Source organism: Flavihumibacter sp. ZG627, from assembly GCF_000814325.1.
Classification (GTDB): domain Bacteria; phylum Bacteroidota; class Bacteroidia; order Chitinophagales; family Chitinophagaceae; genus Flavihumibacter.
In genome coordinates this window covers 87,433-113,767 of record NZ_JPHF01000012.1, presented here as the reverse complement: position 1 = coordinate 113,767, position 26,335 = coordinate 87,433, and the positions used below count along the sequence as shown (strand labels likewise).

Below are 26,335 nucleotides of genomic sequence, written 5' to 3'. Positions count from 1 at the left end.
CCAAACTTTCAAAGATCTTAAAGAATATTATTACTAACTTTCTCTCTATTTTTTTCGCCCGGTTCAAACTCTTCAAATCCTTAACCCTCAATAACTTATCTCACAATTTCTTTCCCGTCGTTCGGGTTGCAAAGGTAAGTGATTTCATCATTTCGAACCAAACTTTTTTCGAAGTTTTTTTTCTTCCTTTTTCCTTCCCGTTTTAAAAACCAGAAGGCTTAAATCTATCAGTAATTTCCGGCACATTATGTACTTTAAATCACCAAAAAAGAAATGAAAAATAACCCGTTTTATTTCGAAGAACTAACCGCTTTAAATCCGTAGCGGGGTGCAAAGGTAGCAGTGTTTTTCGTAAACCACCAAATCTTTTTTTGAAGATTTTTTTCTGCCACCTCTCGAAGAACTTTCGCATCTGTTTTACTTCAAATGCGGGGCGCAAAGATAATCACCAATGGGTTCTCTCCAAATAATTTATACTACCACTTATTGTTAAAATGGCCTAAGCCCAGCCCACTAAGGATTACAGCCCATATATATTTTTGTAGTTAATGTGCCTGAAGCCGTATTTAACAATGTTACTCAGGAAAATAACCATCCGGATAATTGACTCTTTCCAGGAATAAACCATGTGCCGGCACTGCGAAATGCGCTAACGTACAATCACGGCCCTCTATAATAGATCGGAATTCCAGCAGGTCAATGTTTCCGCGCCCTACCTTTAGCATTGTGGCAGTAAGTGCTCTTACCATTCCTCTCAAAAAGCGGTTGCCCTTTACATAATAACTGTATCCTGCTGAAGATTGCTCCCACCTGCTCTCATAAAGCCTACATATAAATGTCTTTACCTGGGTGTTTCTTTTACTGAAACTTGTAAAATCAGTGTATTCCTGGAGAATACCAGCTGCGGCCTGCATCGCATCCATATCCGTTGTATATGGAAAGAAATATGCCCTGTCATGAAGAAAAGGATCTTTTCTGGTATAAATATGATACCGGTATTCTCTGCTGATGGCATCAAAACGACTATGTGAAGATGAATTCATTTTTATCAATCGATTCACTGCCAAATCATTAGGTAGAACTGCATTCAGGTTATATACCTGCTTTTGGCTGAATTCATTTTCATCATCAAAATGAAAATAGTTCTGTACCGCATGAACACCTGCATCAGTACGGGAGGAGCCCGTCAACATAAAGGGCTTCCTGAATACCAACTCCATAGCTTTCTGTAGCTCAGCCTGTACAGTATGCGAATTGTCCTGAACCTGAAACCCCGAATACGCGGTTCCCCTATAACTCACTTCTATAAAATACCTGTTCATTATGCGAATGTAAGGTCAGTATTCCTTCGGTATCTCAATGATAACGATATCCTTACCTCCGGATTCCTTTACCTCATAGGTGATTTTAAGCCCATCTGCAGTTCGCATCAATTCAAGCCGACGCACTTCTGATAGTTTGGTTAAGGGCAACCGGGCTTTGGGCCGCTCCGTGGAATCGCCTGATTTAGGTTGCGAAATAACTTTATTCTCCTCTTTTATATCATTGACTTTTTCTGTTGGGGTCTTCCTTACAACTGGCTTTAGGATATTTGCAGTCCTGTAATATAAGATGGCATCATCATTTACCGCCTGGGCTAAACGAATAGCAAACGCATCCGATCGCCGTTGCATCTGACCCCTTTCCGATTCTTCCCTTCCTGGCCGCCGGATCTTTATCATCTCATTGGTTTGCCAGTTCAATAACCTCCAGCCCTCCTCTCCCGTGTTTCTTAATAACAACCCGGCCTCCATGGAACTATCCGTTATAGTGAAAACGGCAAGTGGATACTGTCCTCCATGCAAGCCGATAATCACATCTTTTATGCCCCTCAATGGAGCCAGCACCAGGTAATTACCTTCTGCCGAATGGTAAAGGCTGTCGGCTGTTCGGACATAAAAAGGCTGAGAAGGCTCGGTTTGGAGCAGGATATAACCCGAACCCTGGGCAAATGCCCCTGCAACCATATTTACCACTATAATTCCTGTTAGTAAAATGCTTTTCAACCACCTGATGTTTAGTAAACAAATCTACTGAAACAAGCCTTTCCGAACCTTTCATACTTTTTTATGAATAATGATGCCAGCTATCCGATAAATTTACCCGGTCAAAATACACATATGAAAAAAGGAATTTTCGGTTTAGTTTGTTTGTTATCACTTTTAGGCGGCTTTGCCCAGGTGCCGGAGGGGCAGCCCACTGAGAAACCACCCTATCGGGAAACGCCAACCCAGATCAATAACCTCGTACACACACGTCTTGAAGCGCGGTTTGATTATACAAAATCCTGGATGTATGGAAAAGCATGGATTACCTTAAAACCTCATTTTTATTCAACAGACTCATTGACGCTTGATGCAAAGGGCATGGAAATAAAAAAAGTTGCCCTTGTTAAGGGATCAGCCATGTCAACACTTAAATATGATTATGATGGAACACAACTCCGGATAAAATTAAATAAGGTTTATAAAGGTAGTGAACCATATACTGTACATATAGATTATATCGCAAAACCCGATGAACTTAAAGTTAAAGGAAGCGCCGCCATCACTGATGCAAAAGGCTTGTATTTTATTAATCCAAAAGGAGAAGATAAGAACAAACCCACCCAGATCTGGACCCAGGGTGAAACCGAAGCTACATCTGTGTGGTGCCCAACTATCGACCGCCCGGGACAGAAAACAACCCAGGAAATTCTGATGACAGTTCCTTCGAAGTATGTCACATTGAGTAATGGTAAAATGATTAGCTCCAAAGCCAATAATGATGGTACCCGCACCGATCATTGGAAAATGGATCTGCCCCATGCTCCTTATCTATTCTTTATGGGGGTAGGCGATTATGCCGTGGTTAAGGATAACTACAAAGGCAAGGAAGTCAGTTATTATGTTGAGAAAGAATATGCTCCAGTGGCACGCAAAATTTTCGGTAATACACCAGAAATGATGGCCTATTTCAGTAAAATTACGGGCATTGATTACCCCTGGGTCAAATATGCACAAATTGTGGGGAGGGACTATGTGAGCGGAGCAATGGAAAATACAACCGCCACCCTTCACCAGGAAAGTGCTCAGCAAGATGCGCGAGAACTGCTGGATGAAAACAGGTGGGAAGATGTAATTGCTCATGAGCTTTTCCATCATTGGTTTGGTGATTATGTTACCGCCGAGAGCTGGAGCAACCTTACCCTCAACGAGTCTTTTGCGGATTACAGTGAAACATTATGGAATGAATACAAATATGGCAAAGATGCAGGCGCAGCTACCAGCTATGCGGGCATGCAAGGATACCTGGCTAATCCGGCCAATGCTGAAAAACACCTGGCAAGATTCCATTATCAGGATAAAGAAGATATGTTTGATGGAGTAAGCTACCAGAAAGGCGGCAGGATTCTGCATATGCTTAGAAATTATCTGGGCGACAGTGCATTTTTTAAAGGGATGAATAAATACCTCACCGCAAACAAATTCAAAGCTGCTGAAGCCCATCACCTTCGTTTGGCATTTGAGGAAGTGAGCGGTCGCGACCTGAACTGGTTCTTCAATCAATGGTACTTTAATGCCGGACATCCAAAATTGAAAATAAACTACATATATGATGATGCTGCAAAAACAGTTGATGTGATCATTGAACAAACTCAGGGCGGAGACCAATTATTCCAACTGCCTTTCGCAATCGACATCTATGAAGGAGGGAAGAAAACAAGACATAATGTTATAGCCTCCAATAAAACCGATAGTTTCCGGTTTTCATATCAACAAAAGCCCGACCTGGTTAATGTAGATGGAGATAAAATATTACTTGCTGAAAAACAAGATGACAAAACGCTTGAGCAATTTATCTACCAGTATACACATGCCGGAAATTATATGGATCGCCGCGAAGCTATTGAGTTTGCCGCTACAAAACAGGATGATCCAAAAGCCATGGCACTACTGCTGCAATCAGCTAAAGATCCATATCATGGGCTAAGAACTCTCACTCTTACAAAACTGGATATGAAAAAGCCGGCAGTAAGAACAGCAGCAGAAAAAATAATAGCAGGTATTGCTGAAAAAGACAATAAGAAAATTGTAAAGGCAAAAGCCATTGAATTACTGGGCAGTTATAACAATGCCGCATATACGCCCATTTTCCGCAAGGGAATTAATGACTCCTCTTATAGTGTTGCAGGAGCTTCCCTTGAAAGCCTTATGGTAGTAGATAATGCGGCCGCAATTGAAGCTACCCGCAAACTGGCTGGCCAACCTATTAAGGGGGCATTGGTTAGCGCTGTAACCCTTGTTTCTGCGAAGAATGGCATTGAAGAATCTTTTGAATCAATAAGCAACGCTTTTTCTTCCATGCCACTCACGCAAACAAAGTTTGAATTATTACAACCCTATGCCCAGTTGATTGCTGGCATTAAATCTGTTGATAAAGTAAAGAAGGGCGTTGATAACCTGGTGGAGTTCCGGGAAGGTATTCCACAAGCCTACCGCAACCAGCTGGATCCCTATATTAATGACATGATCCTTCAAAGCATTCAGGTTGCAAAGCAAAAAGAGAACAATACGGAACTGGTGGAATATATCAAAGCGAAACGGGTAAGTGAGAAAAAAGCATTTTGAGAATATTTAAGGTGCTGGTGACCAGGAGGAGATAAAGAGGCGATAAAGAGGCGATCAGGAGGTGACCACCTACCCTCTACACCCCGACTTAAGCCTTGTTTAATACCTGCTAAGACGGTAACCAATTACAGTCTTTTCTAAATTAAGAATGCCACCAATGGGTGGCATTCTTAATTATTTATGAGACACTATTACCAGCTTCCGCCTGCTCCGCCGCCGCCAAAACCGCCGCCGCCAAAACCGCCGAAGCCACCGCCTCCGCCGCCACCCCCTCCCCAGCCGCCGCCACCGCCGCCACCAGGAAGAAATATGATTGGAGGTCCGCTATTCCATCCTCTGTAACCTCGCCTGCTCATCATTCCGCCACCACCTCTTCCACCCCCACCCCTACTGGAAAGAAATATTACCAGAATGATCACCATTACTATTAGTCCAAGTGGAAACCCATCTTTCTTTCCCTTTTTACGATAACCTTCTGGTGCCTTATATTCACCTGCCGCCGCTCTTATTAGTGATGAAGTAGCCTCATCAATTGCCCGGTAATAATTACCAGCCTGAAGATTAGGCACCATATCTGTTTCTACAATCTGCTTAGCGGTGATATCAGGAACTGCACCTTCCAGACCATATCCTGTTGCAATAAAAACTTTCCGGCTTTCTCCTTCTCCCTGACCTGTTGAGATGAGAATAATAATTCCATTATTGAATTCCTTACCTCCTATACCCCAATCGCGGCCAAGCTCTGTGGCATAATCCACAGGCTCCAGTCCATTGAGTGTTGGAACTGTTACTACTGCTATCTGGTTGGAGGTTGAATCGTCGTATGCCACAAGCTTGGCTTCCAGAGAAGCCACCTGGTCAGGTGTCAGCAATCCTGCAGCATCATTTACCAGTTTTGCCGGTACCGGTTTTGGCAAAGTGCGCTGTGCTGCCAATGGCAGTAGCACAATAAGCAGTAAAAGTAAAAGGAGTGATCTCTTCATAATATTCAGCTGCTTGCCCTTAGTGCCCGAAAATAATATCGTCCGGCAATTCATTTTTATCAGTAGTTGCTTTGTAAGGGAAATGTTTCTGTAATAATTCACCAATGTCATTTATGACAAGTAGAATGCCCTCGGCATATGCATTGTGGTGAAAATGATCAGTAAGCTGAACCACTTCGTTCGTCCAGAAGTCAGGCCCGGCAATCTTATGTATTCCATCATCACCCCATAGAGCAACCTGGTGATCTTTTGATGCCACATATACAAGCACACCATTACGGTCTTGTGTATGATCCATTTGCAAACTCCAGAATAATTCTGCAGCCCGGTCAACTGGATTTACATACTTGCAACGACTCTCAATAAAGACCCGGATCTCCCCACTTGTTTTGACTTCTGCCTCACGGATAGCCTGAACGATCTTTGAAGCCTCATCATGTGTGAAGAACCGGGATCCTTTCCTGAAGGAGAAAAATGCCATTATTCTTTTTTAGAATTGTACTTGTGGAGCTCTTTCAGCGCCGGGATCAGCCTGGAAGCCTTCCCTTACCTTAAAGCCAAACATACCTGCAAACAAATTATTAGGGAAAGTTCTTACCGTACCGTTATACTCTTGTACCGCAGCGTTAAAATCATTACGCGAAACTTTTATTCGGTTCTCAGTTCCTTCCAACTGCGCCTGGAGGTCACGGAAATTCTGGTTGGCCTTTAAATCAGGATAATTCTCTACCACTGCAAGCAACCTGCCCAATGCAGAACTTACGCCAGCCTGCGCTTGTTGATATTCTGCGAGTTTTTCGGGAGTTATATTTGTTGGATCGATCTGAACGGACGTTGCTTTAGAACGTGCTTCTATAACCTTGGTCAGTGTTTCCTGCTCAAAGTTTGCAGCACCTTGTACCGTTTTCACCAGGTTTGGAATAAGGTCTGACCTCCGCTGGTAATCACTCTGAACATTGTTCCACTTATTTTTTACATTTTCATCCTGCTGAACCATAGAGTTGTACCTGGAGCAGCCACATCCACCCAGCAAAAGGATGGCACCTACAATAATGATGATGATAAGATTTTTAGAATTCATTGCAGAAAGATTTAGTTGAGATTTTAAATGTACAACATAGTAGACAAAAAAAGAGGGCCACCTGGTTGGATGGCCCGCAAAATAAATATTCAGGAATTATCAGGCTTTGACCGCAGCTATACCTGGAAGTTCTTTCCCTTCAAAGTATTCAAGCATTGCACCACCACCTGTAGATACATAACTTACCTTATCAGTATAACCGAACTGGTTAACCGCAGCTACCGAATCTCCACCACCTACCAGGGAGAAAGCGCCATGTTGTGTAGCATCCGCTACCGCATCGGCAATTGCCTTTGTTCCGGCCTGGAATTTAGCCATCTCGAATACACCCATAGGTCCGTTCCAGAGAATCGTTTTCGAATGTCGGATTACGTTAGAAAACTGATTACTTGCAGCCGGACCAATATCCAGTCCCATCCATCCATCAGGTATTGCATTACTTGGTGAAACGGAAACATTTGCAGCTTCATTAAATGCATCGGCAATAATGGAATCGGATGGCAGATGTATATTAACGCCTTTGGCTGTTGCTTTTGCTAGTAACTCATTAGCCATCTCCAACCTGTCTTCTTCGCATAGGGAATTTCCGATTTTTCCACCCTGAGCTTTCATAAAGGTATACGCCATACCACCGCCAATGATAATATCAGTAGCTCTCTCCAGCAGGTTTTCAATTATGAGAATCTTGTCAGACACTTTTGCTCCGCCAATGATTGCTGTGAAGGGATTTTCCGCCCCGTGCAACACTTTCTCAGCACTGCTCACCTCTCCTTCCATAACCAACCCGAACATTTTTTTATCAGCATCAAAGAATTTTGCAATGATAGCTGTTGAGGCATGCGCACGATGGGCTGTTCCAAATGCATCATTTATATATACGTCTCCGAGTGCTGCAAGCTTTCCGGCAAACTCTTCATTTCCTTTTTCCTCCTCCTTATAAAAACGAAGATTTTCAAGTAACAATACTTCACCGTTCTGCAATGCATTCACTGCATCCTGTGCTGTTGCGTCTATACAATCAGAAGCAAAATGTACTTTTGCACCACCCAACAATTCAGTGAGATGTGGAACAATATGCTTTAGTGAATACTTTTCAGTTGGACCATCTTTAGGCCTTCCTAAATGACTCATTAAAATCACTTTACCACCATCCTTCAGGATCTTCTGAATGGTAGGGATGGCAGCACGCATGCGTGTATCATCCGTGATCTCATATTTATCATTAAGGGGCACATTAAAATCAACACGGATCAATGCTTTCTGACCCGCAAAATCATATTGACTGAATTTGCTCATATTAGTTGGTTAAGCGGGGAAAAAATAAAAGCGGGCATAACCCGCTTTCCGTATCTATTTGGATATTAGTCCTGCAAAGAATTTCACAGTGCGAACGAGCTGGCTAACATAGCTCATCTCATTATCATACCAGCTCACGGTTTTCACCAGTTGCTGATCACCTACTGTTACAACTTTGGTTTGTGTTGCATCAAACAATGATCCGTAAGATATACCGATAATATCACTGCTTACGATCTCATCTTCAGTATAACCGAAGCTTTCATTGCTTGCGGCTTTCATTGCTGCATTGATTTCTTCTACAGTAACTTTCTTCGCAAGTACAGAAGTAAGTTCAGTTAGTGAACCCGTGATAACCGGAATGCGCTGTGCTCCACCATCAAGCTTTCCTTTAAGTTCCGGTAGAACAAGTCCGATTGCCTTTGCTGCACCCGTACTATTAGGAACTATATTGGCAGCTGCAGCACGTGCACGGCGAAGGTCTCCTTTTGGATGTGGCGCATCCAATGTGTTCTGATCATTTGTATACGCATGCACAGTTGTCATGCTGCCTACAACAATGCCATAGCTATCCTGAAGAACCTTTGCCATTGGCGCAAGGCAGTTAGTTGTACAGGAGGCACAGGAAATGATTTCTTCAGAACCATCGAGGATATTATGGTTTACATTAAACACAACTGTTTTGAGATCTCCGGTTGCCGGTGCAGAAATCACAACACGCCTGGCGCCTGCTTTAAGGTGAGCAGCAGCCTTATCTTTGTCGGCGAAGAAACCTGTACTTTCAATTACAACATCTACACCGTGACTACCCCACGGTATCTGTGAAGGATCCTTCTGAGCATATATTTTAACCTGGTCACCATTTACAACAATGGCATCATCAGTAGCATTTACTTCCGCATCAAAGCGACCCTGTGCGCTATCATACTTCAACAGATGTGCAAGTACCTTTGGAGAAGTCAGATCATTTATTGCAACAACGTCAATACCTTCCATATTATAGATCTGGCGATATACCAGTCTTCCGATCCTACCGAAACCGTTAATGGCAACTTTTACAGTGCTCATAATTTCAAGTTTGAGATTTGATTTTAATTAATGAGGCGCTAAGTTACAGTTTGTGTAAAGCCAAGAAAAATTTAAGAAAATATTTTTGGTGAATATGTCCCGCTCCCTATCTTTGCACTCCCAAACGGGAAATGGCGCGTTGGTCAATCGGTTAAGACGCTTCCCTTTCACGGAAGAATGACGGGTTCGATTCCCGTACGCGCTACAAAAAAAGCCTCACTGAGTGAGGCTTTCGTCATTTTATGCCCTCCGCTTTTCTGATCCGGCAGGCGTTAAAAGCTTAACAATCTTATCCTTCAGGTCATCAGGACGGAAAGGTTTAGGGAGAAAATCTGAAAAGCCTTTCTGGTGCAGGTCTTCAATCATATTGTCATACACCGCTGCTGTAAATGCAATCACGGGTATTCGGGGATATTCCTTTCTTGACACGGCTACCACCCCTGCACCATCTACCAGGGGCATTTCGAGATCCACCAGCAAAAGGTCAAATGGTTGTGCCCTGAGTGCATCAAGCGCCTCCAGACCATTGATGGCTTCGGTAACTTCCACCCCCCATTTTTGCAGGAATTTCTTTACTACCATCATGTTTACCGGGTTATCTTCAGCAATGAGTATTTTAACTCCTTCCAGTTGATTATGCATGCCCTCTACAATCACAGCTTCCTTGCCATTTTGACTGGCAATAATTGGTAACTGAATAATAAATGAAAAACAGCTCCCTTTCCTGGGAGTACTTTCTACCTGCAATGTTCCCCCCATTAATGATACCAGATATTTACTAATTGCAAGGCCCAGTCCCGACCCGCCATATTTACGCGTGGTCATAGCATCTGTCTGGTAAAATTTGTCGAAGATCCTATGTAATTTTTCTTTCTGTATTCCAATTCCGGTATCAGCAACAGAAAACTGAATGCTCATTGCATCCCTTGTCTGGTTCATTGCTTTTACTGACAATACTACCTGGCCTTTCTCTGTAAATTTCAAAGCATTTGATAACAGGTTATTGAGCACCTGGGTTAACCGCAATTCATCTCCTACAACCATTATACCGGGAGGTATATCTTCTTCAAGCCTGAACTGAAGTTGTTTTGCCTGGTAGGCGGGCTGGAATATACCATGTAATTTCTTAAGGCCTCCCTGCAATATAAAAGGAAGCTTTTCGAGTTCCATTTTATCTGCTTCAAGTTTACTATAATCCAATACATCATTTACCAGTTCAAGCATATGCTCGGATGAGTGTTTCAATACATCCAGCATAGGTCTTTTATCATCACTAAAGCCTTCATCTAACAGCAGATTTGTGGTTCCGATGATAGCATTAAGCGGAGTCCTTAATTCATGACTCATATTGGATAGAAAGCGGGATTTGACCATAGCCGCCCTTTCTGCCTTTTCTTTAGCCTTAAGGGTTTCTACTTCTGCAATCCTTATCTGGGTAATATCCAGAATACTCATTTTTACAAATCGCTTACCCTGATGATTAAACCCAACAATATTGGTATGGGCATATACCGGAACGCCATTCAACTGTTCAAATTCCATATTCCCTACCCAGGGCGTCATTTGTGAAGTATTGCCCAACCTGAAGGTCCTGACTATTTCCAGGGCTGGCCGACCCAGAAGTGATTCAACAGAACGATCTAATACTGCATCTTTTTTTCCGTATCCAAATAATTCAAGTACGCGCTCATTACAGTCAACAACCAACTCATCATCGAGGCCAATAATAAAACTTGCATCAAGTGATGTATTGAAAATTGTATCCGAAAATGCTTTCTCACTCCGCATTTCTTCTTCTTTAACACCAAGGGTCTTTAAAATTGAATAGCCAACAATACCCGTGAATATTAAAGAGAGCGAAAGGTTTGTTCTGAAGAAATAATGGAAGCTATCGGAACCGGCCTCGGCACTTTGTATTTCATAAGGTGAAAAAAGAAAAGTAACACCAAGAAATGTCATGGTGATGGCTTCAATTATCAGTAATTCCTGGTTGATCTTGCTGTCTATCAGAAAGACCATTGCAAAAATTACAGGGAAATAATACAAATAAGTGCCGGTTTTAAGTCCGGCAAAATAACAGGCAAAACAAAGCGTGGCATTAAAAGTTCCGATCACAAGCCATTTGGCCTGGTTCTCCCGGTTATATAAGCGGAGAACATAGGCTATAACAAGTGCGGTGCAGGAGAGCAGGAAAATAAAAGCGCTTCCAAACTGGCTCACCCAATGACTCAGGATAACGTTCAATGCGGTAACACCTATCCCGATCTCCGTAAGTGATTTAAGCGGTGTAACGCCTGCCTTACGCTGTCTTTCATAAAGATCTTCAGCCAACTGGTCCCAAATTCTTATGGCTTGAAATACTATTGAGTAAAGGTTTTTCGTTTTCATCTGGACAGCGCCATTTTCTTTTTGATTTTTCAGGACGAAAGTATAACGCTGACCAATGTCCAAAATTGTATCCTATGCCTGTGATGAAAACCGAAACCTTCGATTTCAGCGCGGTCTTTGACAGCGCCTACCTTTTGGAGGTTCATGACAACGATCTTAATGCCATCGCTGAAATTTTTATGACTGCCCACGAGCAGATCATCAATGAGATACATCTAAGCAAGCCCTTTGCGGAACGTGGTGATGCAGAAAGTTTAAGGCAACGGTTTCACCGTATAAAGCCTTTGTGGGGCTTTTCGGGGCTCCACTACTGGCAACAGCATGTACAGGTGTTTGAAGATTTCTGCTGCAGGAAACCTGACCGGGAGAACCTGAAGGAGAGCTATCATCGCCTCATTCAACAGATGGAGATTGGCCTCAACCTCCTTGAGATGGAATCAAACAGATTAAAGAACCACCTGCATTAGTACGCCATGAATATAAAAGCGATAATAGTTGAAGACCAGCCCATGTCGGCTGAGATACTAAAAAAATTCTGCGTTCGGTCGGGAATCGTCAATGTATTGCATCATTTTCCTGATGCAGTATTAGCTGCTGAATTTCTTCAGCAAAACGTAGTTGACCTTGTTTTCCTGGATGTTGAAATGCCAGGACCAAGTGGCTTTGACTTGCTTGACCAGATCAATATGCAACCACAGGTAATAATGACCACAGCTCATACCAACCATGCGTTCACGGCATTTGAATATAATGTATGCGATTACCTTAAAAAACCCTATACCTACCAGCGCTTTCTGGATGCAGTGGGGAAAGTAATAACCATTACCGCCAACGCTAAAGAGAAAAAGAAAGGAGAAGAGGATATTTTCATCAAATGTAACGGGCAGGTAATAAGACTTAAAACTTCGGAAATACTATATATGGAAAGTATGGGTGATTATGTACGCTTTGTAACTAAAGACAAAAAGTACATAACTCATAATAGCATGAAGAAACTTCTATCACAAATTGATCCGGATATTTTCTGCCAGGTTCACCGTTCTTATATAGTGAATATGTGCAAGCTCAATGATTTCCGTGATAACAATGCCAGTATTGAAGGGCATCTGATACCCGTCAGCAAAGCAAATAAGGCTAAGGTGAAAAAGCATATCAAGGTATTGCAGTAAATTTTATTAAGAGTTCTCCAACCATTCTGCAAGGTGGTGACTTACCTGTTTCGATTCAACCAGGAAACCATCATGGCCATACATTGAATCTATTTCAACAAATGTTGCGGTGGGAATGGATGAAGCCATACGTTGCTGTTCTTCAAGGGGACAAAGGAGGTCACTTGTAATACCGATTATGAGCGTTGGTTGCTTAATTGAGTTCAGCATTTTCACTACATCTCCGCCTCTTCCTCTTGCAATATGATGACTATCCATACTCTTAGTTAGCAACCAGTACGACTGAGCGTTGAATCGCTTTACAAGTTTATCGCCCTGGTAACTGATATAGGATGCAGCACGGTAGTTATCGAGTTTTTCTGAATCCGGATCCTGTTGCTGGTTTACCATGGCGGTATAGTTGCGATACGTTAACATACCTATAGCACGTGCCGCTTTCAACCCTTTTGCACCAGCCGAAGGTTGCTTTTCTTTCCAGCTACTATCTGCTTCAATTGCCAAACGCTGAGCCTCATGAATGGCTATGCCCCAGGCACTTTCCGTGGCCGAGGTGGCTATTAAAAAGATTCTTTTTACCAGGTGGGGTTCCATTATGGCCCATTCTAATGCCTGGTAACCGCCCATGCTTCCACCCATACACAAGGAAATTGAATCTATTTCCAGATGCTTTCTCAGTAAAATATGGGCTTTCACCATATCCCTTATTGTTACCTGGGGAAAGGCAGCATAATAAGTTTCACCGTTAACGATATCCGCCGAAAGGGGGCCACTGCTTCCATAGCAGGAACCAAGAATATTGGCACATACGATAAAATGTTTGGATGGGTCAATTGCCGCGCCTTCATCTACCACACCTGGCCACCACTGCATTACTTCCGCATTGGCAGTAAGTGCATGACATACCCAAACAACATTGGTGCCATCCATATTTTTCTCACCATAAGTGTGATAGGCGATCTCTAATGAGGGCAAAACAATTCCGTTTTCAAGTTCAAACGGCTCCTGTGAAATAAAACGATGAAGCATGACTGCAAAATAAACGCTCCCACCGTTACCTTTGTGTCTTAAATGAAAAAAATACTCTTTTAAAATGGTTATCATCGATATTATCAGGCAAAATGGAGATTTTGGTTTCGAAGCATCGGATGCAAACGGACACGTTGTAAGGATCGATACCAGTCCGGAAACAGGAGGCAGCAACTATGGAGTAAGGCCAATGCAGTTATTACTGATGGGCCTGGGAGGCTGCAGCGGAATTGATGTGGTCAGTATTCTGAAGAAGCAAAGACAGGATCTCATCCATTTTTCCATGCATATAGAAGCAGAAAGGGAATCGGGGGTTGAACCGTCATTATGGAAATCGGCCCGCATCGTGTTTACAATGGGAGGTAATATTGACGAGGATAAGGCAAAACGTGCTGCCCAGCTCTCCATGGATAAATATTGTTCCGTTGCGGAAACACTTCGCCGGGGTGGTTGTGAAATTAGCTGGGAAGTAAGGCTTGAACCGGGAAAATAAAAAGGGCGAAGAGCGGAAAAGAGAACCATTATAAACAATCATAAGATGCATCCAATATCAAAAGCAATCCGTACTCAAATTGAAAGAACCGGTGAAATGGAACATTCTCAACCTATGTTCCTGACAAGCAGCTTTTGTTTTGACAACGCGGAAGAAATGAGGGCAGCATTCGCGGATGAAACTGATGATAATATTTACAGCAGATTCAGCAATCCAAATGTCAAGGAATTTGTAGACAGGATGTGTGTGCTTGAAGGCATGGAGGCTGGCTTCGCCACTGCTTCGGGCATGAGCGCCATATTTGCATCTTTCATGACCTTTCTCAAACAGGGAGATCATTTGCTGAGTTGCAGAAGTATATTTGGCAGTACCCATACCGTCATAACCAAATACCTCCCGAAATATGGCATCAGTTATAGTTATGTTGATGCCGGTGATATAGATACCTGGGAGAAAGAAATTACCCCGTCAACCAGGATGATCTATATTGAAACACCCACCAATCCGGCGTTGGATGTGATAGACCTTGAGGCTGTAAGCCGGCTTGCAAAAAAACATGGATTACTGCTAAATGTAGACAACTGTTTTGCTACGCCCATCGCACAACGCCCAGGTGATTTTGGTGCTGATCTTGTTATCCATTCTGCAACAAAATGGCTCGACGGACAAGGCAGAGTGCTTGGGGGAATAGTACTGGGCAATAAAGAACTGATAAAGGAGGTTTATATGTTCTGCAGAAGCACAGGCCCTTCCCTTTCTCCATTTAATGCCTGGATATTAAGTAAAAGTCTCGAAACCCTGGAAGTCAGAATGGAAAGGCATTCATCCAACGCATTGTTTATCGCTGAAAAGCTCGATGGCCATCCAAAGCTCAGTTGGGTGAAATATCCCGAGCTGCCATCCCATCCGCATCACCATATCGCTAAAAAACAAATGAAGAATGGCGGGGGGATCGTATGCTTTGAACTCAAAGGTGGAATTGAGAGCGGCAGAAATTTTCTTAATGCACTCCAAATGCTTTCCCTATCAGCTAACCTTGGTGATACCCGAAGCATTGCATCCCATCCCGCGAGTACTACACATGCCAAGCTTTCAGAAGCTGAAAGAATAGCGGTGGGCATCAGCGCCGGACTTATTCGTATATCTGCCGGACTTGAAAACCGGGATGATATTCTGGCCGACATTCTCAAAGGTTTAGATGCGGCTTAAGGATGATCAGGTAAGCCCTATTTCATAATGCCTCTCCGGGATATCAACATCAAGGAACCCCTTGTTGATCAGTCTTTGCTTGAATTGAATCTGTACATCAAATTCTCCATGAACGAGAAAAAGCTTTTTGACCATTCGGGGATCCTGGCAGGCAAGGAACTGGCTCAGATCTTCATAATCGCCATGGGCACTCATGCTTCTTACTGATCCTATTTCTGCGTGCACTTCATGTGAAACTCCAAAAATCGAAACCTCTTTTTTACCGGCAAGCAACCTTCCACCAAGTGAATTCGGTTCACAGTATCCTACCATCAGTATAGCATTATGACTATTCTCGATATTATTACTGATATGGTGTTTTACTCTTCCGGCATCTGCCATTCCACTGGCTGAAATAATAACGCAGGGGCCATTCCTGAAATTAAGCAGCTTGGATTCTTCTACCGTTTTTACATATTTCAAACCATTAAAATGAAATGGATCATTATCGGTTTGCAATAAGCGTTGGATGGTTTTGTTGAAATATTGCGGATAGCCTTTTACAAGTTCTGTTGCTTCAATACTTAGCGGACTATCTACAAAATAATCAAGTTCAGGAAGCCTTCTTTCAACTTCCAACTGGTTAAGGGAATATAATATTTCCTGGGTACGACCTACACTGAAAGCGGGTATGATCAATTTTCCTCCGCGTTGAACGCAAACTTTTTCAATCCACTCCAATAAATGATCGGGAGTAGTGGTCTGAAGATCGTGAAGGCTGTTACCATAAGTTGACTCGAGAATAATAAAATCAGCTTGGGGGAATACATCTGGTGATCGTAGTATGATATCACGGTACCTGCCCACGTCACCGCTGAAACTAACCTGTTGGGTTTTCCCCTGTTCTGTTACACGAAGATGTACTGCTGCGCTTCCTATTATATGACCTACATCGGTGAATAGAAGTTCTACACCCTCTTCTATCCTGAACCAGCTGCCATATTCAACCTCACGGAACATGTCAAAACATTTTTTTGCATCATCCAATGTATAAAGTGGATGAAGGTAGGGCTGGCCCTCAGCTTTACGTTTTTTGTTGATATACTTTACATCATCTTCCTGGATTTCTGCTGAGTCTTCTAAAAGAATAACGCTTAATGCTCTGGTTGCTGGCGTGCAATAAATAGTACCGTTGAATCCTTCCTTTACGAGGCGGGGAATAAGGCCGCTATGATCAATATGGGCATGTGATAGAACCAGGATATCCACCTCGGCAGGATCAAAACCGAAGTGTCGGTTCAGCGAATCGGTTTCTTTTCCCATCCCCTGGAACATACCGCAGTCAAGCAAAATTTTCTTACCATTCTTCAGTGTTAAGAGGTGTTTGGAACCGGTTACGGTTCTTGCAGCACCATGGAATGCAATCTTCATAAAATTATTTGCTTTTAAATGACCAGGTAATCAAAAACTCAGCCACCAACTCACCCGCTTCATTTTTACCTGTTGATTTTGTGATTATTGATTTACTCTCCCCATCTGCTATCGCCTTTTCAATCGTTTCCCTTATTGATTCTCCATCCGTACAGGTGAATGTAGTGATTGACCTGGCTTTTTTATAATAATTTGCCTGTAAAGATGAAACCAGCATGGAAACTGCCGGCTTGCGCTGATGGATATGGGCCATACACAATACTCCGGTACTCATTTCTCCTGCCATTGCCAGGCAGGCAAAATAGGTTGATTTAAACGGGTTCTTAGAAAACCACTTATATGGCACCGTTACACTACAGCTGTTACTATCTGCCCCCACTACACGTACACCTGAAAAAAAAGCACTTGGCAAATTCATTAGCAGGAATAGCCTGAATTTTATGGGATTCTTCAAAATCGCAAAAAAAGCACCTTCGTTTGACATCTCTCCAAGATAATGAATAAGCACAAAAAAACCGTGCCTTTCAGCACGGTTTGTACAACACAACCGGACCGTATTACTGAGCAATAAAAGGAGAAACAATTGCAAGGACCTGGTCTTTGGTTAGTCCCTCATCAAAAGCTTCAGAGGCAGCTGCTGCAGAAATATTTTGTCCACCGATGTTAACGATATTTACGCCTGCCTGGGTAGTGAGTTCTTCACCATCATAACTGGCCTGTACAACCGCACCAATACCGGAATCTTTTCCGGTGATCCATGGTTTTACATCCCCAAAACTATTTGCTTTACGCATCTGGCGTATATGTGCTGCATGGCGGGCTTCAACCGAATGAATATTAAGTGCAGCAGTAAGCAGATCCCCACCATTCACCAATTCGGCTGCACGACCCTTGTAGGCACGAACACCTGTATCTTCAAAGGTTTGGGCTACTGCCAGGAATGTTCCGTAATTCGTGAATACATCCGGAAAAGTACCTCCTGCAGTAAAGTCAAACTGAGGCTTATTTACTGGTGTTCCACCCGAACTCATTATAGCAGATCTTAAGAAGGCCACATGGGCTGTTTCATGATCTCCAATTGTCTTGATAGCCATTGCAGGAGCACCCGCTGGTACCAGCGCTGTTCCTTTTGCAATTGCTGCTTCATAGAACGCCGCTTCCAGGTATTCAAGGGTAAGTGCATAATTAAGAATTTCCATTACCGCGCCTTGCGCCGGACCTGATTGGCCATAGGCCTTCTTAAGCAGACTACCGAGAAACAGGGGCATAGCAGCCAATGTTAGCTTCGCGCCCATTCCGGCGATTTCTTTCATTGCCTTTCTCCTGGTACTCATTCTCTCCGTCATTTCAGGATCCACCTGCTGAATCTCGCGGATGATATTATTGAATTGCATAGTTGATGATTTAAAGTTTTATGATCATTTCGGAAGATTTGATCCGTTTATTTTGGATTTCAAAAAAGAGGAAGCGGCCATAAGAACTTCTGATGGCATCCTGCTGGTATCCAGTCCATTCATATCAACAACCGTAGTATCTGCAAAACTTCCATTGCTAATCAGGTCTCGTATATAGGCAGCATGGCGCGCTTCAACCGATACGATCTTACCTGCCAGTGTGAGGTAATCAGGATTTGATATAAGTTTTCCTGCTCCATTGTAAGCCGAAACACCAAGGTCTTCAAAAGCTTTGGAGGTGGCCAGAACACTATCTCTGTTGCTGAAATTCACGGAACTGAAATTGAACTCAAGTGCAGGTATGGCGGCAGTTCCCAAAGCTGCTTTAAAAAATTCGCGGTGGGCAATTTCATGATCCCTGATATCCATTAACAATGCCCTTTCTGACGTTGATATACCACTATAGGGGGTTGCAATAACCATAGTGTAGAAGGCTGCTTCCAATTGTTCCAGCGCATAGGCATAATTTAATATGCCCACATCACCACTACCCAAATCAATGCCATCTGACGGCATCATGTCATCATCTTTATCGCAGGCAGCAGCAAGCACCATGATTCCGGCGGCGGTACTGGCTTGTCCCAGAAATCCCCGTCTGGAAAGCGCTTTTGAAGTTTGTTGAATCATAATATTTAGTTTTTTTAATGAATGGTATTAACAGATCTACGCAAGAAGGATTATACTGGATTGCATAAGGCAAAAAAAATCCCGGCCGTAGTTGACGACCGGGATTTTTATAATGATTTGTAATATCAGATGACCTCCAGTTGGTTCTTCAGCAGATCTTCGAAACTATCACGTTTACGTATAAGGTAAGTTTTATCATCCAGCACCATTATTTCAGCTGGTTTAAGTCGCGAATTGAAATTGGACGACATCTCGAAACCATATGCCCCTGCATTATAGAATACCAGGAAATCACCCTCACGAACTTCATTCAGCGTTCTGTCCCACGCAAAGGTGTCAGTTTCACATATATTCCCCACCACCGTATATATCCGTTCACTTCCATTTGCATTGCTGATGTTTTTGATACGATGATAGGCATCATAAAACATAGGCCTGATAAGGTGATTAAAGCCACTGTTAACACCCACAAAAACAGTAGCAGTGGTTTGTTTGATCACATTTGCCTTAACGATAAAATAACCCGATTCACTTACCAGGTACTTTCCAGGTTCGAACCATACTTCCAGTTCCTTACCCGTTTCCTGCTGATAATTTTTGAAAGCCTCTGCTACCTTTTCTCCCAACAGGTTGATATCTGTCTGAACATCACCTTCCTGGTATGGAACTTTAAATCCACTACCGAGGTCAATAAATTTCAATGCGGGGAAATGTGTTGCAATTTCGAACATCACTTCAAGCCCCTGCAGGAAAACATTCACATCCTTTATATCACTTCCTGTATGCATGTGGATGCCCGCAACATTCAATCCGGTTGATTTTACGACCCTTTCAATGTGGCGAATCTGGTGAATGGAGATACCGAATTTACTGTCTATATGACCTGTTGAAATCTTGTAATTGCCCCCACCCATTATATGAGGGTTGAAACGGATACAAATAGGATAAGACCCACCGTATTTTGTTCCGAATTGTTCCAGAATAGAAATATTATCTATGTTGAGGTTAACACCAAGTTGTTTGCCTTCATCGATCTCAGCAAAGTCAACACAGTTGGGCGTAAATAGAATTCTCTCCGGGGTAAAGCCGGCACGCAGACCTAGTTTCACTTCGTTTATACTTACACAATCAAGCGATGCCCCTATTGACTCAATATACTTAAGGATATTAATATTACTGAGTGCCTTACAGGCATAGAAAAATCGGGCATTACATTTCGTGAAGGCAGATTTCAGTTTCTCATACTGCTCACTGATCTGGTTGGCATTATAAACATAAACCGGAGTACCATACTCCTGTGCAATCTGCACGAGGTACTCATTAGATAAATAAGACATAAATTAGTTTGCTTGCGAATTGGGCGAATATACAGCCAATAACACAATTTATTGCGGATCCTGCTCTTCCTCTTCACCAGTTTCGGAACTTTCAGTATCCTCATCCGGATTTATTTCAGTTTGATTCTGCTCCTCTTCTTCTTCCTGCTGAGCAAGGGTTTCCAATAACTCACCATTCTCACTTACCAAAAGAACTGAGTTCGGATCCTCCAAAGTATCAACTAAAGTATCCGTTACCTGTTCATCATCTCCATTCGCAACATGGAGGTTATTACCAAACATAAGTGTTGGCTCTACTGCCTGTTCTGCAAGCACTTCTTTGATTCGTGGCAGATCTTCCGGACCATTCAATCCAAAATAATCCATAAAGGAACGGGAAGTAACATATACCAGTGGCTTTCCAGGCAATTCTTCATTCCTGCCGCTGATAATAATAAGTTCTTTCTCCAGTAATTTCTGGATACTATAATCAGCGCTTACGCCCCTTATCGACTCGATCTCAGATTTAGTTATTGGCTGCTTATAGGCAATGATGGCCAGTGTTTCCATAGCGGCAGGACTCAATCGTTTCAGGAATTTATCACCATTAAGCTGGGCTACCGTCTTATGGTATTCTTTCTTGGTAAGGAACTGGAATCCACCACCACTGAATCGCAGTTCAAAAGGATAAAACTCTGATTGGTATTTTTCAATTATCCCTTCAATTCCTGCTTCCACCTGCTCGAGGCTGATCTTATCTTCCATGAACCCAAAAGCCTGGTTGACCAGGTCTGTCAGCTCTAAAGCGCCGAGAGGCTTTTCACTGGCAAAGATCAGTGCTTCTATATGGGGTATGATATGTCCGATTTCCATAGTCGTAATTTTTAAGGTACTGCTGCCACAATGCTCCCTGGGTTTGCAGCAATCAACATGCCGCAAGCTTCTATTTATTTGATAAAAAGGGAAATGGAGTTTTGCACAATGTGGAAAAGCCTCTGATCAGGTAAAAAAATAGCGACCAATGGTCGCTATTATCAATATTCGAATATACTAATCAGAAATTCTTATCCTGACCCTATATTAACCCTGCAATGCTGCCGCCCCACTTACGATCTCAGTAAGTTCTGTTGTAATGGCTGCCTGGCGGGCACGGTTATAACTGATCTTCAGTGAACGCAGGAGTTCGTTAGCGTTCTCGGAAGCCTTATCCATGGCTGTCATACGTGCACCATGTTCAGATGCATTGGCATCCAGCACCGCCTTGTATAATTGTGTATTAAGGATCTTAGGCATCAGTTCAGCAATCAACTCTTCTTTATTAGGTTCGAAGATGAAATCGCTTTTTTTTGCTTTAGCAGCGGGCTTAACCTTGGGAATAGGCAGGAACCGCTCTACCACAAAGCGCTGGGTAGCTGCATTTTTGAATTCACTGTAAACAACCTCCACCAGATCAAACTGCTTCTCTTCAAAGGCCTTCACTGCAGCTTGTGCACAGGCCTGAACCGTTTCGAAACGAAGATCAAGGAAGATATCCTTGAATGTGGCATCCACCTTATAATTGGATTTGAGCATGGATTCATACCCCTTCTTACCAATATTCCAAATGGCAACATTGCCTGCTGCTGCCTGGCTGGCATATTTTTCTGCGATCACCGCTTTGGCCGCTTTAATGATATTGGCATTATAGGCACCGGCAAGACCGCGGTCGCTGGTTATAACGATCAGCAATACCCTATCAACATGTCTTTCAGTAGCGAGGGTTCCACCCAGCTCGCCTTCGGTATTGCTAACAATATTGCTGAGCATTTCCTGCAGCTTGTTGGCATAGGGCCGCATCTGGATAATGGCATCCTGGGCACGGCGCAGCTTTGCAGCACTTACCATTTTCATTGCTTTTGTGATCTGCTGGGTGCTTTGTACCGATTTGATCCTGTTGCGTACCTCTTTTAGTGCTCCTGACATGTCTCAAATAATTATTAAATAAAAATCCCACCAGGAGCAAAAACCGCTTAGGTTTCAGCTACCCTGATGGGGCGCAAAGTTAGGTTATTACCGTAAAAAAAGAAATTCTTTGTTATTGGCTTAAACTACTTAATGGGTATAATATATATACTCGTTGTAATTTTTTCCACCCTGGCTAAAGACCCTCTTTACAACAAACTCTGTAGCGGTAAGATTATATATGGTCAGGAAAGTACCTGTTGAAATGTATAGTCTTTTAGTACCCTCTTCCCAACTCCAGGTGAAAGGCTTTTGCTGGGGTTCACCTGCGCAAACATTTGTTCCCTCATGCTGGATTCCCTCGGTGTCAGTGGTAAAAATAACGTAATCGTCCTTGTCACATTGCTGGTAAAAGGGGATTGCGTTGTTTTCCAGCTTCCCGTCATTATTATAATCATATGCCGGGTCAACGAGGTGCTTGGTTATTTTCCAGACGCCCGATTTAAGGTTTGCGCTTGAAAAAGTGAATTGAGAAGGTTGAACATCAACCGGGAACAAATAAGGGTTCTCTTCATCCCCTTTGTCGCTGCAGGCATTTAGGCCGAAAACGGCAATCATAAGGGTGGTTGATAAGGTAAGCGTACGAATAACAGACTTCATGTGTTCTTTTTTACTTATGGGAACTGGCAAATTACACTATTCTTTCCTTTTATCAAAGCAACAGGCCGCTACACACCCCTATCAAATTGCCAAATCCTGATACAGATTTATTACCTTTGACGCCCTGTCAATTTGACCTTTTTTGATTTGTAGCATTGAAATTGACAGGTTTATAACTCATTTGAACTATTATATAAGACAATACCCAAAACATGTTAGGTTTTATACAGAAGTTATTTGGTGGCAGCAAATCAGAGAAAGATGTAAAGATCATCCAACCGATTGTAGCCAAGGTTAACGAATATTTCACTACTTATCAGTCCTTGACCAATGACCAGCTTAGGGCCAAAACTAGAGAATTCAAACAGCGTATCCAGGATCACCTGAAAGCTGTTGATGCAGAGATCGCAGAAGCAAATGCTGCAGCAGAGGCACTTCCTTTTAATGATTTTACCGGCAAAGACACCATTTACCAGGAAGTTGATAAACTTCGCAAAAAGCGGAATGAGCATATTGAGGAGATCCTTAAAGAAATTGCCCCTGAAGCATTTGCCGTTGTAAAGGAAACCGGCCGTCGTTTTAAGGAAAATACCGTGCTTACAGCAACTGCTACTGATCTTGACCGCAAACTCGCTGTCAATAAACAACATATCACCATTGAAGGAGACCAGTCCAATTTCAGCAACACCTGGACAGCGGGTGGAGGTACAGTTACCTGGAACATGGTTCATTATGATGTTCAGTTGATCGGTGGTTATGTTTTACATACCGGCAAGATCTCAGAAATGGCAACAGGTGAAGGTAAGACCCTCGTTTCTACCCTTCCCGCCTACCTGAATGCACTGGCTGGCGAAGGTGTTCATATCGTTACCGTGAATGATTACCTGGCACGCCGCGACTCTGAATGGAATGGTCCTATTTTCGAATGGCTGGGATTGACGGTTGACTGCATTGATAAGCACCAGCCAAACAGTGAAGAAAGAAGAGCAGCCTACCATGCTGATATCACCTATGGTACCAATAATGAATTCGGTTTTGATTATCTCCGTGATAACATGGTTCATAGTCCGGAAGAAATGGTGCAGCGAAAACATCATTTCGCCATGGTAGATGAAGTTGACTCCGTATTGATTGATGATGCCAGAACTCCACTTATCATTTCTGGTCCGGTTCCTAGAGGCGATGAACAACAATATCACCTTCTCAAGCCAAGGGTTCTTCAGCTGGTTGAAGCGCAGAAACAAGTGGTAAATAAATTCCTGAATGAGGCACGCAAAAAAATCAGTGAGGGAAATGATGATCCCAAGGATGGGGGAATGGCGCTGATGCGTGCGTACAGAGGCTTACCAAAAACCAGTGCCCTGATCAAATTCCTCAGCGAGCCCGGTATCAGGGTGAAACTGCAGAAAGCAGAAAACTATTACCTGGCTGACCAGCAGAAAGAAATGCCGAAGGTTGACTCAGAACTGTTTTTTTATATTGATGAAAAAAACAATTCAGTTGACCTTACTGATCGCGGTATCCAGATGATCACCAAATCAGGAGAAGATCCCGACTTTTTTGTACTCCCTGATATCAGTGTAAAACTTGGCGAAATAGAAAGCAGTGATGCCAGCGCCGAAGAAAAACTTCACAGTAAGGAAGTATTGCTAAATGAATATACCCTAAAGGCCGATCGCATCCATACCATCCACCAGTTGCTCAAATCATATACGTTGTTCGACAAAGATGTTGAGTATGTAGTGATAGACGGACAGGTGAAGATAGTAGATGAACAAACAGGCCGTATCATGGAAGGAAGGCGTTATTCTGACGGACTTCACCAGGCCATTGAAGCAAAGGAGAATGTGAAGATCGAGGCTGCCACCCAAACATATGCAACCATTACGCTGCAGAATTATTTCAGGATGTACCACAAGCTTGCAGGCATGACCGGTACTGCAGAAACAGAAGCAGCAGAGCTATGGGATATCTATAAACTGGATGTGGTGAATATCCCAACCAATGTGCAGGTGATACGTAAAGACCAGCAGGATCTTGTTTATAAGACCAAGCGCGAAAAATATTCTGCAGTAATTGATGAAATCGAAAACCTACGTACTGCTGGCCGTCCGGTGCTTGTAGGTACTACTTCAGTAGAGGTAAGTGAATTGCTCAGCAGAATGCTGCAGGTTAAAAAAATTCCGCATAACGTATTGAACGCAAAGCAGCACGCCCGTGAAGCACAGGTTGTAGCAGAAGCCGGATTTGCCGGAGCTGTAACAATAGCCACTAACATGGCGGGTCGGGGTACAGATATAAAACTCGGGCCGGGTGTTAAAGATGCAGGTGGACTTGCGATCATAGGTACAGAGAGACATGAAAGCCGTCGCGTCGATCGCCAGTTGAGAGGCCGTGCCGGTCGCCAGGGTGATCCGGGTACTTCACAGTTTTATGTTTCGATGGAAGATGACCTGATGCGAATGTTTGGTTCAGACCGTATCGCTTCCCTCATGGATAGAATGGGTTACAAGGAAGGGGAAGTGATACAGCATAGTATGATCACGAAGAGTATCGAACGAGCACAGAAAAAAGTTGAGGAGAATAACTTCGGTATCCGTAAACGTCTACTTGAATACGATGACGTTATGAACAAGCAGAGGAATGTGGTGTATAAGAAACGCCAGCATGCGCTCTTTGGCGAACGACTGGCGCTTGATCTCGACAATGCATTCTATGGTGTAGCAGAAGGCCTAATCAGCTCCTTCAAGGAGCAGGAAGACTTTGAAGGTTTTAAACTTGCGGCCATCGTAAACTTTGGTATAGACACGGCTATCACATCAGATGAATTCAAGTCTGTAAACGCACAGCAATTATCAGACAGACTATATAACGAGGCCACCGAAAATTATCAAAGAAAGATGGATGCATTGCGTATTCAGGCTGTGCCCGTTTTTCAGAATATCAGGACTACTCAGGGAGGGCATATAGAAAATGTTGTGGTGCCATTCACCGATGGCAGAAAGGCAGTAAGTGTATTAAGTAATATGCAGAAAACACTTGATACAGATGGCCGTGAATTGGTAAATGCTGTTGAGCGCTCTATCACACTCGCCTTAATAGATGATGCCTGGAAAGAACATCTGCGTGCAATGGATGACCTCAAACAAAGTGTTCAAACGGCATATCTCGAACAGAAAGATCCCCTGGTAATTTATAAGGTTGAGGCATTTGAACTGTTCCGTAAAATGGATGGCGAGGTTAATAGGGAAATTGTTTCCTTCCTCAGCCATAGCGGAATACCAATGGAACAACAAAGACCAGCTGATATCATCCGCGAAGGTCATGAAGAGAAAACCGACATGAGTAAATTGCAGGCTAATAAAGAGGAGATAGAAGCCAAAGGAGATGATTATGCCGCCAACCAGAATGACTATTTCGATCCATCGGGCGGACCAGTGGTTCGGGAGCCAATTCGGGTGGGACCCAAAGTTGGGCGAAATGATCCATGCCCTTGTGGAAGTGGCAAGAAGTTCAAAAACTGTCACGGAAGCAATCTCTGATAACCAGTCAAATATTTTTACAA

The 26,335-nt window shown here is 43.1% G+C and carries 23 protein-coding genes and 1 tRNA gene; 7 read left to right on the top strand and 17 right to left on the bottom strand.

Going from position 1 to position 26,335, the window contains the following annotated elements; translation table 11 throughout:
• Nucleotides 1-575: 575 nt before the first annotated feature.
• Nucleotides 576-1,322 (bottom strand): tRNA pseudouridine(38-40) synthase TruA, encoded by a 747-nt coding sequence (gene truA, locus HY58_RS17435; protein ID WP_039135038.1) that lies wholly within the window; start codon nt 1,320-1,322, stop codon nt 576-578.
• A gap of 15 nt (nt 1,323-1,337) precedes the next feature.
• A complete protein-coding gene (locus tag HY58_RS17430; RefSeq protein ID WP_039135035.1) occupies nt 1,338-2,045 on the bottom strand; it encodes a hypothetical protein in 708 nt (235 codons plus the stop codon).
• Nucleotides 2,046-2,159: 114 nt separating this feature from the next.
• Here HY58_RS17430 and HY58_RS17425 point away from each other — a divergent pair, with 114 nt between their 5' ends.
• A complete protein-coding gene (locus HY58_RS17425) occupies nt 2,160-4,649 on the top strand; it encodes a M1 family metallopeptidase (protein ID WP_039135110.1) in 2,490 nt (829 codons plus the stop codon).
• Nucleotides 4,650-4,840: 191 nt separating this feature from the next.
• Here HY58_RS17425 and HY58_RS17420 read toward each other — a convergent pair whose 3' ends face one another.
• The 5 genes from HY58_RS17420 to gap form a co-directional block, all read right to left on the bottom strand.
• The gene (locus HY58_RS17420; RefSeq protein WP_039135032.1) at nt 4,841-5,632 is read right to left on the bottom strand and encodes a YgcG family protein; all 792 of its coding nucleotides are present in this window, start codon (nt 5,630-5,632) and stop codon (nt 4,841-4,843) included.
• A gap of 19 nt (nt 5,633-5,651) precedes the next feature.
• Entirely contained in the window at nt 5,652-6,113 is a 462-nt protein-coding gene (locus tag HY58_RS17415) for a TPM domain-containing protein (RefSeq protein ID WP_039135030.1), read from the bottom strand.
• A gap of 9 nt (nt 6,114-6,122) precedes the next feature.
• Complete coding sequence (locus HY58_RS17410; RefSeq protein ID WP_039135027.1) at nt 6,123-6,713, bottom strand: LemA family protein; 591 nt, start codon at nt 6,711-6,713, stop codon at nt 6,123-6,125.
• Between the two features lie 99 nt (nt 6,714-6,812).
• Nucleotides 6,813-8,009, bottom strand: coding sequence for a phosphoglycerate kinase (gene pgk, locus HY58_RS17405; RefSeq protein ID WP_039135024.1), 1,197 nt, complete (start codon nt 8,007-8,009; stop codon nt 6,813-6,815).
• Nucleotides 8,010-8,063: 54 nt separating this feature from the next.
• Entirely contained in the window at nt 8,064-9,077 is a 1,014-nt protein-coding gene (gene gap / locus HY58_RS17400; protein WP_039135021.1) for a type I glyceraldehyde-3-phosphate dehydrogenase, read from the bottom strand.
• A 133-nt stretch (nt 9,078-9,210) separates the two neighbouring features.
• On the opposite strand from gap, the gene HY58_RS17395 reads away from it, so the two are divergent.
• Nucleotides 9,211-9,282: transfer RNA gene (locus HY58_RS17395), tRNA-Glu, on the top strand.
• 35 nt (nt 9,283-9,317) lie between these two features.
• On the opposite strand, the gene HY58_RS19085 is transcribed toward HY58_RS17395, so the two are convergent.
• A complete protein-coding gene (locus HY58_RS19085; protein ID WP_156123742.1) occupies nt 9,318-11,465 on the bottom strand; it encodes a PAS domain-containing hybrid sensor histidine kinase/response regulator in 2,148 nt (715 codons plus the stop codon).
• Between the two features lie 74 nt (nt 11,466-11,539).
• On the opposite strand from HY58_RS19085, the gene HY58_RS17385 reads away from it, so the two are divergent.
• Both HY58_RS17385 and HY58_RS17380 read left to right on the top strand, forming a co-directional pair.
• A complete protein-coding gene (locus HY58_RS17385) occupies nt 11,540-11,932 on the top strand; it encodes a hypothetical protein (protein ID WP_039135018.1) in 393 nt (130 codons plus the stop codon).
• 6 nt (nt 11,933-11,938) lie between these two features.
• The gene (locus tag HY58_RS17380) at nt 11,939-12,634 is read left to right on the top strand and encodes a LytTR family DNA-binding domain-containing protein (protein WP_039135015.1); all 696 of its coding nucleotides are present in this window, start codon (nt 11,939-11,941) and stop codon (nt 12,632-12,634) included.
• A gap of 6 nt (nt 12,635-12,640) precedes the next feature.
• Here HY58_RS17380 and metX read toward each other — a convergent pair whose 3' ends face one another.
• Nucleotides 12,641-13,660, bottom strand: a complete 1,020-nt coding sequence (metX, locus tag HY58_RS17375; protein ID WP_039135013.1) for a homoserine O-acetyltransferase — start codon at nt 13,658-13,660, stop codon at nt 12,641-12,643.
• A 64-nt stretch (nt 13,661-13,724) separates the two neighbouring features.
• On the opposite strand from metX, the gene HY58_RS17370 reads away from it, so the two are divergent.
• Nucleotides 13,725-14,153 (top strand): OsmC family protein, encoded by a 429-nt coding sequence (locus HY58_RS17370; RefSeq protein ID WP_039135010.1) that lies wholly within the window; start codon nt 13,725-13,727, stop codon nt 14,151-14,153.
• 45 nt (nt 14,154-14,198) lie between these two features.
• Nucleotides 14,199-15,362, top strand: coding sequence for a PLP-dependent aspartate aminotransferase family protein (locus HY58_RS17365; protein WP_039135008.1), 1,164 nt, complete (start codon nt 14,199-14,201; stop codon nt 15,360-15,362).
• 6 nt (nt 15,363-15,368) lie between these two features.
• Here the strand turns inward: HY58_RS17365 and HY58_RS17360 are convergent, their stop codons facing one another.
• The 8 genes from HY58_RS17360 to HY58_RS17325 all read right to left on the bottom strand — a co-directional run bounded on the left by HY58_RS17360 (nt 15,369) and on the right by HY58_RS17325 (nt 22,770).
• A complete protein-coding gene (locus HY58_RS17360) occupies nt 15,369-16,772 on the bottom strand; it encodes an MBL fold metallo-hydrolase (RefSeq protein ID WP_039135005.1) in 1,404 nt (467 codons plus the stop codon).
• 4 nt (nt 16,773-16,776) lie between these two features.
• Nucleotides 16,777-17,256 carry a PaaI family thioesterase gene (locus HY58_RS17355; RefSeq protein ID WP_039135003.1) on the bottom strand — a complete coding sequence of 160 codons (480 nt, stop codon included), beginning with the start codon at nt 17,254-17,256 and terminating at the stop codon, nt 16,777-16,779.
• A gap of 73 nt (nt 17,257-17,329) precedes the next feature.
• Entirely contained in the window at nt 17,330-18,166 is an 837-nt protein-coding gene (locus HY58_RS17350; protein ID WP_039135000.1) for a ferritin-like domain-containing protein, read from the bottom strand.
• Nucleotides 18,167-18,190: 24 nt separating this feature from the next.
• A complete protein-coding gene (locus HY58_RS17345; protein ID WP_039134997.1) occupies nt 18,191-18,853 on the bottom strand; it encodes a ferritin-like domain-containing protein in 663 nt (220 codons plus the stop codon).
• 125 nt (nt 18,854-18,978) lie between these two features.
• Complete coding sequence (lysA, locus tag HY58_RS17340; RefSeq protein ID WP_039134994.1) at nt 18,979-20,190, bottom strand: diaminopimelate decarboxylase; 1,212 nt, start codon at nt 20,188-20,190, stop codon at nt 18,979-18,981.
• 48 nt (nt 20,191-20,238) lie between these two features.
• A complete protein-coding gene (scpB, locus tag HY58_RS17335) occupies nt 20,239-21,042 on the bottom strand; it encodes an SMC-Scp complex subunit ScpB (RefSeq protein WP_052324258.1) in 804 nt (267 codons plus the stop codon).
• Nucleotides 21,043-21,249: 207 nt separating this feature from the next.
• Nucleotides 21,250-22,131: an ATP synthase F1 subunit gamma gene (atpG, locus tag HY58_RS17330; RefSeq protein WP_039134991.1), complete on the bottom strand. Its 882-nt coding sequence runs from the start codon at nt 22,129-22,131 to the stop codon at nt 21,250-21,252.
• 129 nt (nt 22,132-22,260) lie between these two features.
• Entirely contained in the window at nt 22,261-22,770 is a 510-nt protein-coding gene (locus tag HY58_RS17325; RefSeq protein WP_039134987.1) for a hypothetical protein, read from the bottom strand.
• Between the two features lie 212 nt (nt 22,771-22,982).
• On the opposite strand from HY58_RS17325, the gene secA reads away from it, so the two are divergent.
• The gene (secA, locus tag HY58_RS17320) at nt 22,983-26,312 is read left to right on the top strand and encodes a preprotein translocase subunit SecA (protein WP_039134985.1); all 3,330 of its coding nucleotides are present in this window, start codon (nt 22,983-22,985) and stop codon (nt 26,310-26,312) included.
• The last annotated feature ends 23 nt before the right edge of the window (nt 26,313-26,335 follow it).